Below are 12,196 nucleotides of genomic sequence, written 5' to 3'. Positions count from 1 at the left end.
ACATCCACCCTAAACCAGCCTCAATCCGTCGCCCGTGCGATCTCGGCGAGGTGTGCGCGACTCAGGTGCACTCCGACGCCTTGGACGAGTTCGTCGACGTGCGAGACGGCGTACGCGTTCACGATCGGGGCGGCGACGATGCGCTGCGCGAGAAGCCAGGCGATCGCGACGGCGGCCGGGGGGACTGTCAACTCCCCCGCGATCCGATCCAGCGCGCGGAGCGTGCGCGCGCCGCGCCGGTTCATGCTGGCGGCGAGTTGACGCCCGCGCACCGACCCTCCGACGCGGTCGCGCTCGCGGTGCACGCCCGAGAGGTACCCGTGCTCGAGTGCCTGCGACGGCGTCACCGCGATGCCCTGGGCTCCGGCGACGAGGCGGAGGTCACCGTCGAACTCGTCGCGCCGGAGCACGTTGTAGGGAACGTCGAGCACGGTGAACCGGGGGTAGCCCGCAGCCGAGAGGATCCGAGCCTCCACGAGCTGGGTCGCGCGGTACCCGGCCGCTCCGATGGCCCGCACCTTGCCGGACTCGACGAGCCACTCGGCCGTCGCCAAGGTGTCCTCGAGCAGCGTCGTGCGATCGGCGGTGCCGTCGAGCGACAGGACGTCGATCCGATCCGTCCCGAGCCGGATGAGGGACGACTCGACGGCGCGCACGAGGTTGACGGGTCCGAGCCCGGGGTTGTCGGCGCCGCGTCCGACGCGGACCGAGAGGACGACGTCGTCGCGGTTGCGCCGCCCGGCCATCCATCGCCCGATGACGTGCTCGCTGCGACCGGCGGCGTAGCTGTCGGAGGTATGGACCGCGTTGCCGCCGCGCTCGACGTAGCGATCGAGGATCGCGTGGGCGGCGGCGATGTCGACGTGCCAGCCGAACTCGGCTCCGCCGAGGATGAGCGGGAACACGGAGAAGGCCGTCTCCCCCAACGGCACGCGGATCGCGCGCCCCACGGGTGCCCCGTGGACCGGGAGCGGACCGGAGGGGTGGGTACCGGGCGTCACCGTCGGCGACGTCTGATCCGCCGTCTCGTACGCTGCCATACCCGTCTCCTCGCGGAGCGCTCGGGGGTTTCACGTGCCCACGCACCCTCGGATGCGCTCACTCCGAGGGTAGAACAGCCCTCCGACACGGCGCGTCTGCAGGCACGACGGCGGGTGACGTTTCCATAACGGTTCGCGCACGTGCGGCCGACGAATGCCCGGGGAACGGCGAACGCCCGCCCTCCGAAGAGGACGGGCGTTCGTCAGAGCGTGGCTCAGGCCTCGGCGGGTGCCTCTGCCGGCGCGTCGCCGGCCGGAGCCGACTCCTCGACGACGGGCTCGAGCGAGAGCTTCCCGCGGTCATCGATCTTCGTGATGCGCACGAGGATCTTCTGGCCGACACCGAGGACGTCTTCGACGTTCTCGACGCGCTTGCCACCGGCGAGCTTGCGGACCTCGCTGACGTGCAGCAGGCCGTCCTTGCCGGGAAGGAGCGAGACGAACGCACCGAAGGTCGCGATCTTGACGACCGTGCCCAGGAACTGCTCGCCCACCTCGGGGTTGGTCGGGTTGGCGATCGCGTTGACCTGTGCGCGGGCGGCCTCGGCCGAGGGTCCGTCGACAGCGCCGATGTACACGGTGCCGTCGTCCTCGATCGAGATCTGAGCGCCGGTCTCGTCCTGGATCGCGTTGATCGTCTTGCCCTTGGGGCCGATCAGCTCACCGATCTTGTCGACGGGGATCTGGACGCTGATGACGCGGGGCGCGGTGGGCGCCATCTCGTCGGGCGCGTCGATCGCCGAGTTCAGGACGTTCAGGATCGTGAGGCGAGCCTCCTTGGCCTGGGTCAGCGCGGCGGCGAGCACCGACGACGGGATGCCGTCGAGCTTCGTGTCGAGCTGGATCGCCGTGATGAACTCGCTCGTTCCGGCGACCTTGAAGTCCATGTCGCCGAGCGCGTCTTCGGCACCGAGGATGTCGGTCAGCGCGGCGTAGCGCGTCTGTCCGTCGACCTCGTCGGAGACGAGACCCATCGCGATACCGGCGACGGGGGCGCGCAGCGGCACACCCGCGTTCAGCAGCGAGAGGGTCGAGGCGCAGACCGAGCCCATCGAGGTCGAGCCGTTCGAGCTCAGCGCCTCGGAGACCTGACGGATCGCGTACGGGAACTCCTCGCGGCTGGGCAGCACCGGCACGAGGGCGCGCTCGGCGAGGAAGCCGTGCCCGATCTCACGACGCTTGGGGCTGCCGACGCGGCCGGTCTCACCGGTCGAGTAGGGCGGGAAGTTGTAGTGGTGCATGTAGCGCTTGCTCGTCGTGGGCGACAGCGAGTCGATCTGCTGCTCCATCTTGAGCATGTTCAGCGTGGTGACACCCATGATCTGGGTCTCGCCGCGCTGGAAGACCGCCGAGCCGTGGACGCGCGGGATGACCTGCACCTCGGCGTCGAGCGGACGGATGTCAGCGAGGCCACGACCGTCCATGCGGACGCCCTCGGCGAGGATGCGACCGCGGACGACGATCTTGGTGACCGACTTGTATGCGGCCGAGAACTCGAGCGGCGCACCGGCGGGGAGCTCGTCCGCCTCGACGGCGGCGATCAGCTCGGCCTTGACGCGGTCCTTGACCTTGTCGTCGGCAGCCTGACGCTCCTGCTTGTCGGCGATCTGGTACACGTTCACCAGGTCGTCGTACGCGCGGCCGGCGACGAAGTCGTAGACCTCGGAGCTGTACGGCGCGAAGACCGGGTAGACGCCGGGCTCGCGCGACGAGGACGCGGCCATCTGAGCCTGCGCCTCGACGAGCTGCTTGAGGAACGGCTTGGCGGCCTCGAGGCCACCGGCGACGATCTCTTCGCTCGGCTTGACGGCGCCGCCCTTGATGAGGTTCCAGCTGTTCTCGGTGGCTTCGGCCTCGACCATCATGATCGCGACGTCGCCGTCAGGGAGGACGCGACCGGCGACCATGAGGTCGAAGACGGCTTCCTCGACCTGGGCCTGGTTCGGGAACGCGACCCACTGGTCGGCGTGCTCGCCATGGCCGGGGATGAGCGCGAGGCGCACGCCTGCGATCGGGCCCGAGAACGGCAGACCGGAGATCTGCGTCGACGCGGACGCCGCGTTGATCGCGAGGGCGTCGTAGTACTCGCCGGGTGCGATCGAGAGGACCGTGACGACGATCTGGACCTCGTTGCGGAGGCCGTCGACGAACGACGGACGCAGCGGCCGGTCGATGAGGCGGCAGACGAGGATCGCCTCGGTGGAGGGACGTCCCTCGCGACGGAAGAACGAACCGGGGATCTTGCCTGCTGCGTACGAACGCTCTTCGACGTCGACGGTCAGCGGGAAGAAGTCGAAGCCCTCACGGGGGTGCTTGCCGGCGCTGGTGGCCGACAGGAGCATGGTTTCTTCGTCGAGGTAAGCGGCAACGGCGCCCTGCGCCTGCTGTGCCAGTCGTCCGGTCTCGAACCGGACCGTGCGGGTGCCGAAACGGCCGTTGTCGAGAACGGCTTCGGCGGCGGTGATTTCTGGACCTTCCAAGAGGTCTCTCCTTCTTTGTTTAGACTCGCACGCGCGTTTCGCGCACGAGATCATGCGAAGGAACAGGAACAGGCAGATATGGGCGCGCGGAGACATCCGCGAAGTCCGCCTGCGCTGGCCACCAGTCGAAGACCACCATCCGCCGGAAACGGGATGGGAATCCACCACAGGGGACCAGCTTCCTGCCGGGCCTGCTCCATGAGCTCACTGTGAAGTTGAGCGGATGCCGCGATGAGAACCGCGGGCAACCCGACCCAGCCTAACAGCGGACCCCCTTCTGTGCGTATCGTGGCGGGATGAGCGACGACGAGAAGACCGCGGACGCGGCATCCGATGACATGAAGCGGAAGTTCCGCGAGGCGCTCGAGAAGAAGAACTCGCGGAGCCGTCAGGGTGAAGCCCACCTCGACGGAGACTCCTCGGTGCACGGGACGCACGGCGCCGTCACCAAGCGCGAGTTCCGACGCAAGAGCGGCTGACCCCGAACGGACGAAGGCCCGGATGCCGAGTGGCGTCCGGGCCTTCGTCGTACGGTCGCGTATCAGCTGCCGAGCTCGGCGCGACGTGCCCGCGCCCGGTCCTCCTTGGCCTCCGCCTCGGCGAGCGCCGCGTCGTTCAGGCCCGAGGTGTCGACGGCACCGGTGTCGTCGGAGACCCCGTGGGCCGTCAGCGTCGCCTCGTCGAACGGGCGACGACCGGCGAGGACCGCCGCCACCTGCTCGCGGTCGATCTGCTTCGTCCACGTGCCGATGAGGAGCGTGGCGACGGCGTTCCCGGTGAAGTTGGTCAGCGCACGACCCTCGGACATGAACCGGTCGATCCCGACGATGACGCCGACGCCGTCGACCAGGTCGGGACGGTAGGCCTGCAGGCCGCCGGCGAGGGTCGCGAGACCCGCTCCGGTGACGCCCGCCGCACCCTTCGAGGCGATGATCATGAAGACGAGGAGGCCGATCTGCTCGGGGATCGACATGGGGGCGCCGAGACCGGTCGCGATGAACAGCGAGGCCATCGTCAGGTAGATCGCGGTGCCGTCGAGGTTGAACGAGTAGCCGGTGGGCACCGTGATGCCGACGACGGGCTTGGAGACGCCGAGGTGCTCCATCTTGGCGATGAGGCGCGGCAGGGCCGACTCGCTCGAGGACGTGCCGACGATGAGGAGGTACTCGCGCCCGAGGTACTTCATGACCTGGAAGATGTTGACCCGGGCGACGGCGTACAGGATCGTGCCGAGCACGCCCACGATGAACACGATGCACGTGATGTAGAACGCGATCATCAGGATGCCGAGGCTCACGATCGCCGCGAACCCGGTCTTGCCGACGACGGCGGCGATGGCCCCGAAGGCGCCGATCGGGGCGAGCCAGAGGATCATGCCGAGGATGCGGAACACGAGGGCCTGGAGGTGCTTGACCGCGGTCATGATGGGCTCGGCCTTCGCGCCCATCTTCTGCAGGGCGAAGCCGACCAGCAGTGCGATGAAGAGCACCTGCAGCACGCTCTCGCCGGTGAAGGCGGAGAAGAACGTCGTCGGGATGATCCCGAGGATGAACTCGGTCGTGGTCTTCGCCTCGGTCGCGTCGCCCGCGTCGTACTGGGCGTTCTGCATGTTCAGGCCCTCACCAGGGTGGATGATGTTGCCCACGATGAGACCGATGGCGAGTGCGAACGTCGACATCGCCATGAAGTACAGCAGGGCGAGGCCGCCGATGCGACCGACCGTCGCCGCCTTCGCGATCGATCCGACGCCCACGACGATCGTGCAGAAGATGATCGGCGCGATCATCATCTTGATCAGGTTGACGAACGCCTTGCCGACCGGCTCGAGGGACTCCCCGAAAGCGGGCCAGATGAGGCCGACGACGCAGCCGAGGACCACGGCGATGATGACCGAGATGTAGAGCCACGTGTGCTTGTCCCACGCCTGCTTGCCCCTGCGCGGGTTGTATCCGGGAAGCCGGAACGAGGATGTGAGGGCCATGATCTCTCCTGGGTGACAGTCGTTGTCGGAGTCGACGGCGGTGTCGACGAGGATCAGCGTGCCGGGTGTGCACGCGCCCCGGCAGTTGTGGTCGTATTGGTCGCAGAGCGGCGAGAGGAGGCGATGTGGCCCGTTCCGGCGCCGCGAGCGCGGCATCCCGCGTGTTCCTGGCCGTCGCGGCGGCCGTCGTCGTCCTGTCTCTGGCGATCGCGGGCATCCTCCTCTGGGAGGGGCAGCGCGCCGCCCGGGCCGAGGCGGAGCGCGTCACCCGTGCCGTCGCCGAGACGATCGCCGACAGCACAGGGGTCGCCGATGCCCTCGCGCGCGGCGACCGCGCCGCCGCGACGCGCCTCCTGCAGCCCGAGATGCAGGCGGTCACGGCGGATGCCGACGTCGATTTCGTCACGATCATGGACCCGGCCGGCATCCGCATCACCCACCCGGACCCGGCGCGCATCGGCGAGGCCTACATCGGGACGATCCCGACCGGCACCGCATCGCTCACCGAGGAGTTCACCGGCACGCTCGGACCCTCGGTCCGCACGATCGTGCCCGTCCTGTCCGAGGGCGCGGTCGTCGGACGGGTATCGGTCGGCGTCACGATCGGCTCGATCACCGAGGCCCTCGGGCCCCGCGTCCTCGTCGCCGTCGCGATCGCCGTCGTCCTGGCAGCGGCCGGACTCGCGGGGGCTCTCCTCGCCCGACGCGCGACGCGGCGGGTCGCCGGCGACCTGCCGGCGGGGGCCGTCCGCGATGCTGTCTCGTCGTACGAATCGATGCGGACCCTCGGCGAGGCGCTCCGGTCGCAGACGCACGAGCACGGCAACCGGCTGCACACCGCGATCGCGCTGCTCGAGCTCGGGCGCACGCGCGAGGCGATCGGCATCCTCTCGGAGGACGCACGGCAGAGTCAGCTCCTCGTCGACCAGGTCGCCGCCCGCCGCGAGGGCGATCCCACCGTCGGCGCGCTCCTGCTCGGCAAGGCGTCGCAGGCGGGCGAGCGCGGCGTCGAATGGCGGGCCCGCATCGACGCCGATGCCCCGCGCTCGGTCCTCTCCCCCGTCGACGCCGTCTCGGTCGTCGGCAACCTGATCGACAACGCACTGGATGCCGCGGCATCCGGTCCCGCTCCTCGGTGGGTCGACGTGAAGATGACGCGGACGACCGAGGACGAACTGGCCCTGGAGGTCGCCGACAGCGGAGCCGGGATCCCGGCCGAGATCGTCGACCGCATCTTCGAGCACGGGTTCTCGACGAAACCCGCGGGCGCCGCGGGGCGCGGCGTCGGGCTCGCCCTGGTCCGTGCCATCGTCGACGAGGCCGAGGGGACGATCTCCCTGCGGTCCGACCCCACCACCTTCCGCGTGATCCTTCCTCGGCGGGACGCATGATCGGTGTCTTGATCGTCGACGACGACGCCCTCACCCTCGAGCTCCACCGCCGGTACGTCGAGCGGCTGGACGGCTTCGAGGTCGTCGCCGAAGCCACCGGGGCGCGCGCGGCGGTCGCTGCCCTGCTCGACAGCCCGAGGGCGCCGGAGATCGACCTCGTGCTCCTGGACATGACGATGCCGGACGGGTCTGGCCTCGACGTCCTCCGCCACCTGCGCGCGCATACGGGGACCGTCGACGTGATCGCCATCACCTCGGTGCGGGAGGCGGACGTCGTACGGCAGGTGATCGCTCTCGGCGCCGCGCAGTACCTCGTGAAGCCCTTCACCTTCGGCGACTTCCAGGAGCGGATGCGGCAGTACCTCCGCTTCCGCGAGCAGGTGATGCAGTCCGCCGGCGCGGCGACGCAGGCCGAGATCGACGCGATGCTGGGGGCTCTGCGCACCTCGCCCGCCCCCACCCTGCCCAAGGGGCTCTCGGCTGACACGTTCGACCGCGTGAGCGCCATGCTGCGGACCGGACCCGTCTCCGCACGGGAGGCAGCTGATCGGCTCGGGATGTCGCGGGTCGCCGCGCGGCGTTACCTCGAGCACCTGGCCGACGCCGGACGCGCCGAGCGGGCGCAGCGCTACGGGACGCCGGGGCGTCCCGAGACCGAGTACCGCTGGGCCCGCTGAGCGGTCACGACCGCGGCAGACCGGCCCGCCCCGACGCTCGACCGACCAGCACGTAGTCCGGCACCTTCGCGGTGAGACCGTCCCCGGCCGTGCGCCCCCGCAACCGCCGCCACATCCACGGGAGTGCGTCGCGACGCAGCCACGAGCCCGGCGACGTCGGGTCCTCGTCGACGTGGAAGGCCTCGTCGAGGTCGGCGAGCGCGTCCGCGTGCGGCACGCCGAGCGCTTCCGCCGCGCGGTACGCGACGTAGCGGTGCCCACGGGAGCGCAGGTGCACCTTGTCGTCGGCCCACAGGTCGACGCGCGCGAGCTCCGTCTCGTCGGCGAGGTCGAGGAGGATCGCGCCGGTGCGCGCGGCGACCTGACGGAGGCGGGCGTTGTACATCGCGAAGCGGCGCGTGAACACGCGGGCGGCGACCCGATCGGGGAGGAAGACGGTGGCCAGCAGGACGTCGGACCCGGAGTCGCGCAGCCGGGTCACGGCATCCTCCACCCGAGCGGCGAGCGCGACCGGGTCGCAGGTGATCCGCACGAGGTCGTTCGCGCCGATCAGGACCGACACCAGGTCGGGGCGCATCCCGAGGCACCGCGGCAGCTGCTCGTCGACGAGGTGCGCCACACGGCGGCTCCGGACGGCGAGGTTGGCGTAGCGGAACGGGCGGGCATCGCCGCCGCTGAGGGCCAGCAGGTGCGCCAGCCGGTCCGCCCATCCACGGAACGCACCCACCGGCATCCGCGATGCGTCGCAGAGGCCCTCGGTGATGGAGTCGCCCAGCGCGACGTACCGGGACCACCTGCGTCGCGGGACGGGAACCGCCGCGTCCGGGCGGGGCCACGCCACGACTCGGCGCCCGGCATCGCGTCGGTTCAGAACGGCGGCCCGGTCGTAGTGCTCGAGCAGGCGATCGGCCAGCGCGTCCCAGGTGCGTCCCGAGACCGCCGACCGCGCCGCCTGCGCGAACGCGCGCCGCTTTGCGTCGTCGCCGACGAGGTCCAGGACGCGGGCGCGGAGGTCGTCGGCGTCACCGGGGCGGTACAGCCACCCGTCCACGCTGCTGCGGACCAGGTCGACCGGCCCGCCGATCCCGGTCGCGACCACGGGGACACCACTGGCCTGGGCCTCCTGGATGGTCTGCCCGAACGTCTCGCTCTCGCCGGGGTGGACGAACACGTCGAACGACGCGAGGGCTGTCGCCAGCGCATCTCCTTCGAGATGCCCGAGGAACACCGCATCGGGGAGGAGCTGTTCCAGCGCCGGTCGAGCGGGGCCGTCGCCGACGATGACGAGGCGGATGCCGGGAGTCCCCCGCAAGGCGACGAGATCATCGACCTGCTTCTCGGGAGCGAGTCGGCCGACGTACCCCACGATCACCTCGCCGGGGGCGATGCGCGCACGCCATGCGTCGTCACGGCGCTCCGGGGTGAAGCGCTGCCCGTCGACCCCGCGGCCCCACAGCGCGACGCGGTCGATCCCGAGCGCGTGGAGCTGGGAGTGCGCCGCCGCAGAGGGCGCGAGGGTCAGCGTCGCCCGCCGGTGGAGCCGTCGCACCTGCGCCTCGGCGAGCGCGGTCGCCTGGGGCAGACCGTATCTCGCGGCGTAGGCGATCACGTCGGTCTGGTACACGGCGACGCTCGGCAGCCGCCGGGACTCTGCAGCGAGCACGCCCTGCCACCCGAGGAGGAACGGCGAGGCGAGGTGGACCACGTCGGCGCCGAACCGCGCCAGGTCGCGGGCGATCGACGCCGCGGGCGGCACGGCGACGCGGACCGCCGGGTAGCGGGGCAGCGGGAAGGAGGCGACGGCGCGGCCCGGCATCCCGAGCTCGTGGCGCCGGACCCCGGGAGCGACGACGAACACGTCGTGCCCGCGACGCTGGAGGTGCTCCCGGATCTGCAGGACGGATCCGGTGACCCCGTTCATGTGCGGGAGGAAGGACTCGGTGATGACCGCGACTCTCACACGACCAGGGTGCCGGTGCGGAGGACTCCGCCGGGGCTTCGAAGGGCTCGATCGCGGAGTGTTCATCCGCCCCTCCCGGTACGGTCACCGCCGCGTCGCCATCCGTCCCCCGTTCGCGCGGCGTTCACCGGACGCTGGTACGCAGAGGCCTGTGATCGGCGATCTCCTGACGAGTCTGGCCTCGAGCCCGTGGGCCCTCCCGGCGCTGTTCGCCCTCGTCCTGGCGGACGCGGTGCTCGTCGTGATACCCGGTGAGGTGGCCGTCACGGCGACCGGAGCGCTCGCCGCGGCGACCGGCACTCCCCCGCTCGCCGCCGTCGTGGCTGTCGCCGCCCTCGCCGCCTTCTGTGGGGATGCGCTGTGCTACGCCGTGGGCCGTGTCGCGGGAGTGGAACGGTGGCGGTGGATGCGGCACCCCCGCATCCGATCGGCGTTCGCCTGGGCGGGGTCGCGTCTCGCGCGCAGCACGGCGACCGTGGTGTTCACGGCCCGGTTCATCCCGTTCGCGCGCCTGGCCGTCAACCTCACGGCCGGCGCCACCCGGGTGCCGACGGGCCGTTACTTCGCGGCGGTCGCAGTGGCTGCCACCGCGTGGGCGCTCTACCAGGCCGTCGTGGGCGCCGCGATCGGCGCGCTCCTGCCCGGAGACCCGGTGATCGCCGTCATCGTCTCGATCGTCGTCGCGGTCGCCCTCGGGCTGGTCATCGACGCCGCGGCGGCCCGCCTGTCGGGCCGCCGCGCGCGTCGGTGAGGTCACTCGCCGGACAGACCGCCCAGCAGGTGTCCGAACGATCCGCCCTTGCCGAGGTAGGACTCGGGATCGAAGGGGTCGAGAGCGTCCTCCGCCGGGCGCCGGGTCACGGCATCCGCCAGTTCCCGGGCGCCGCGCTCGATGCGCGCCGACAGCGGCGACACGTCGTCCGCGCGCGCGCCCCAGTCCGACGACGCGGCGAAGACACCGGTGGAGACGGCCTCGGCGTGCAGATAGGCGAACAGCGGCCGGATCGCGTAGTCGATGGCGAGCGAGTGACGGGCCGTGCCGGCGTTCGCGCCAATCAGTACGGGCTTCCCCTGCAGCGCGTCGGGATCGAGCACGTCGATGAACGACTTGAACAGCCCCGAGTAGCTCGTAGAGAAGATCGGCGTCACGACGATCAGCGCGTCCGCCGAGACCACCGTGTTGATCATGGTCTCGAGCGCGGGCGGCGCGAAGCCGGTCAGCAGGTTGTTCGTGATGTCGTGCGCGTACTCGCGCAGCTCGAACGTGTCGACGGATGCCTCCACCCCCCGCTCGCGCAGGTCCGCCAGCACGGCGGCCGAGAGCTTGTCGGCCAGCATGCGCGTCGACGAGGGGTTCGAGAGCCCCGCCGACACGACGGCGATGCGACGGGCGGTCATCGCGCACCACCCAGACCGAACGCGGCACCGACGGGCGTCGGGGTGTCCTGGTAGGGGCTCGGGCCCGACAGGTTGTCGCCGCGGTTGGCGCGGGGACGTGCGTCGCGTGCGGGACCGTCGCCGTACGTGGCCGCGACGCGCGCGGCGTGCGTCGGCGCGTCGGGCACGATCGCCGGGCGATCCTTCGCGAGCTCCTTCCGGAGGACGGGGACGACCTCGCCGCCGAGGAAGTCGAGCTGCTCGAGGACCATCTTGAGCGGGAGTCCGGCGTGGTCGACGAGGAACAGCTGCCGCTGGAAGTCGCCGAACAGGTCGCGCATCCCCGCATAGCGGTCGATGACCTGCTGCGGCGAGCCGACGGTCAGCGGCGTCATCTCGGAGAAGTCCTCCATCGACGGACCGTGGCCGTACACGGGGGCGTTGTCGAAGTACGGGCGGAACTGCGCCTTGGCGTCCTGCGAGTTCTTCGCCATGAACGCCTGTCCGCCGATGCCGACGATCGCCGTCTCGGGGGCGCCGTGACCGTAGTGCTCCCAGCGCTGGCGGTACAGACCGATGAGGCGCTGATAGTGCTCGGCGGGCCAGAAGATGTTGTTCGCGAAGAATCCGTCGCCGTAGTAGGCCGCCTGCTCTGCGATCTCGGGCGTGCGGATCGAGCCGTGCCAGACGAACGGCGCCACTCCGTCGAGGGGACGGGGTGTGGAGGTGAAGCCCTGGAGGGGGGTGCGGAACTTGCCTTCGAAATCGACGACGTCCTCGCGCCACAGCTTGTGCAGCAGAGCGTAGTTCTCGATCGCGAGGGGGACGCCCTGACGGATGTCCTTGCCGAACCAGGGGTAGACCGGGCCGGTGTTGCCGCGGCCCAGCATGAGGTCCATGCGGCCGCCCGAGAGGTGCTGCAGCATCGCGTAGTCCTCGGCGATCTTCACCGGGTCGTTCGTGGTGATGAGCGTCGTGGAGGTCGAGAGGATCAGACGCTCGGTCTGCGCGGCGATGTACGCGAGCGTCGTGGTCGGCGAGGACGACCAGAACGGCGGATTGTGGTGCTCGCCGATCGCGAACACATCGAGGCCGACCTCTTCAGCGTGCTTGGCGATCTCGACGGTCGCCGAGATGCGCTCACGCTCGCTGGGCGTGTGACCCGTGGTCGGGTCCTGCGTGATGTCGGTGACGGTGAAGATGCCGAACTGCACCCCGGGCCAGCTGGCGGTGCTGCTGGTGTCGCTCACGATGTCTCTCTCGATTCCCGGACGGTTCGCGCCCGATTCA

The 12,196-nt window shown here is 70.6% G+C and carries 10 protein-coding genes; 4 read left to right on the top strand and 6 right to left on the bottom strand.

Features of this window, described 5'->3' with window-relative positions:
* Positions 1-20: 20 nt before the first annotated feature.
* Positions 21-1,040, bottom strand: coding sequence for an aldo/keto reductase (locus H286_RS0111660; protein ID WP_020098287.1), 1,020 nt, complete (start codon positions 1,038-1,040; stop codon positions 21-23).
* Between the two features lie 215 nt (positions 1,041-1,255).
* Positions 1,256-3,520 (bottom strand): polyribonucleotide nucleotidyltransferase, encoded by a 2,265-nt coding sequence (locus H286_RS0111655; RefSeq protein ID WP_020098286.1) that lies wholly within the window; start codon positions 3,518-3,520, stop codon positions 1,256-1,258.
* Positions 3,521-3,816: 296 nt separating this feature from the next.
* On the opposite strand from H286_RS0111655, the gene H286_RS0111650 reads away from it, so the two are divergent.
* On the top strand, positions 3,817-3,999 hold the full coding sequence (locus H286_RS0111650; protein ID WP_018187186.1) for a DUF5302 domain-containing protein: 183 nt from the start codon (positions 3,817-3,819) through the stop codon (positions 3,997-3,999).
* Between the two features lie 62 nt (positions 4,000-4,061).
* Here H286_RS0111650 and H286_RS0111645 read toward each other — a convergent pair whose 3' ends face one another.
* Positions 4,062-5,501 carry a C4-dicarboxylate transporter DctA gene (locus H286_RS0111645; protein ID WP_020098285.1) on the bottom strand — a complete coding sequence of 480 codons (1,440 nt, stop codon included), beginning with the start codon at positions 5,499-5,501 and terminating at the stop codon, positions 4,062-4,064.
* A 125-nt stretch (positions 5,502-5,626) separates the two neighbouring features.
* Here H286_RS0111645 and H286_RS0111640 point away from each other — a divergent pair, with 125 nt between their 5' ends.
* Both H286_RS0111640 and H286_RS0111635 read left to right on the top strand, forming a co-directional pair.
* The gene (locus tag H286_RS0111640; protein WP_020098284.1) at positions 5,627-6,892 is read left to right on the top strand and encodes a sensor histidine kinase; all 1,266 of its coding nucleotides are present in this window, start codon (positions 5,627-5,629) and stop codon (positions 6,890-6,892) included.
* Entirely contained in the window at positions 6,889-7,569 is a 681-nt protein-coding gene (locus H286_RS0111635; protein ID WP_018187183.1) for a response regulator, read from the top strand. The genes H286_RS0111640 and H286_RS0111635 overlap by 4 nt, the downstream gene beginning before the upstream one ends.
* Positions 7,570-7,573: 4 nt before the next feature.
* Here the strand turns inward: H286_RS0111635 and H286_RS0111630 are convergent, their stop codons facing one another.
* On the bottom strand, positions 7,574-9,529 hold the full coding sequence (locus H286_RS0111630) for a glycosyltransferase (RefSeq protein ID WP_020098283.1): 1,956 nt from the start codon (positions 9,527-9,529) through the stop codon (positions 7,574-7,576).
* A 151-nt stretch (positions 9,530-9,680) separates the two neighbouring features.
* Here H286_RS0111630 and H286_RS0111625 point away from each other — a divergent pair, with 151 nt between their 5' ends.
* Positions 9,681-10,280: a DedA family protein gene (locus H286_RS0111625; RefSeq protein WP_020098282.1), complete on the top strand. Its 600-nt coding sequence runs from the start codon at positions 9,681-9,683 to the stop codon at positions 10,278-10,280.
* A gap of 2 nt (positions 10,281-10,282) precedes the next feature.
* Here the strand turns inward: H286_RS0111625 and H286_RS0111620 are convergent, their stop codons facing one another.
* Both H286_RS0111620 and H286_RS0111615 read right to left on the bottom strand, forming a co-directional pair.
* Positions 10,283-10,927: an FMN reductase gene (locus tag H286_RS0111620; RefSeq protein WP_018187180.1), complete on the bottom strand. Its 645-nt coding sequence runs from the start codon at positions 10,925-10,927 to the stop codon at positions 10,283-10,285.
* A complete protein-coding gene (locus H286_RS0111615) occupies positions 10,924-12,120 on the bottom strand; it encodes an LLM class flavin-dependent oxidoreductase (protein WP_028497501.1) in 1,197 nt (398 codons plus the stop codon). Before H286_RS0111615 ends, H286_RS0111620 begins: the two co-directional genes overlap by 4 nt.
* Between the last annotated feature and the right edge of the window lie 76 nt (positions 12,121-12,196).

It is taken from the genome of Microbacterium sp. 11MF, from assembly GCF_000383475.1.
In the GTDB taxonomy this organism is placed as follows: domain Bacteria; phylum Actinomycetota; class Actinomycetes; order Actinomycetales; family Microbacteriaceae; genus Microbacterium; species Microbacterium aquilitoris.
The sequence above is the reverse complement of the archived record's forward strand: the minus strand, read 5'-3'. Positions and strand labels throughout refer to the sequence as shown.

Bases quoted from the DNA above. Each gene is read 5' to 3' on its own strand.
- H286_RS0111660 (WP_020098287.1), bottom strand. From the start codon at position 1,040: ATGGCAGCGTACGAGACGGCGGATCAGACGTCGCCGACGGTGACGCCC.
- H286_RS0111650 (WP_018187186.1), top strand. From the start codon at position 3,817: ATGAGCGACGACGAGAAGACCGCGGACGCGGCATCCGATGACATGAAG.
- H286_RS0111645 (WP_020098285.1), bottom strand. From the start codon at position 5,501: ATGGCCCTCACATCCTCGTTCCGGCTTCCCGGATACAACCCGCGCAGG.
- H286_RS0111635 (WP_018187183.1), top strand. From the start codon at position 6,889: ATGATCGGTGTCTTGATCGTCGACGACGACGCCCTCACCCTCGAGCTC.
- H286_RS0111620 (WP_018187180.1), bottom strand. From the start codon at position 10,927: ATGACCGCCCGTCGCATCGCCGTCGTGTCGGCGGGGCTCTCGAACCCC.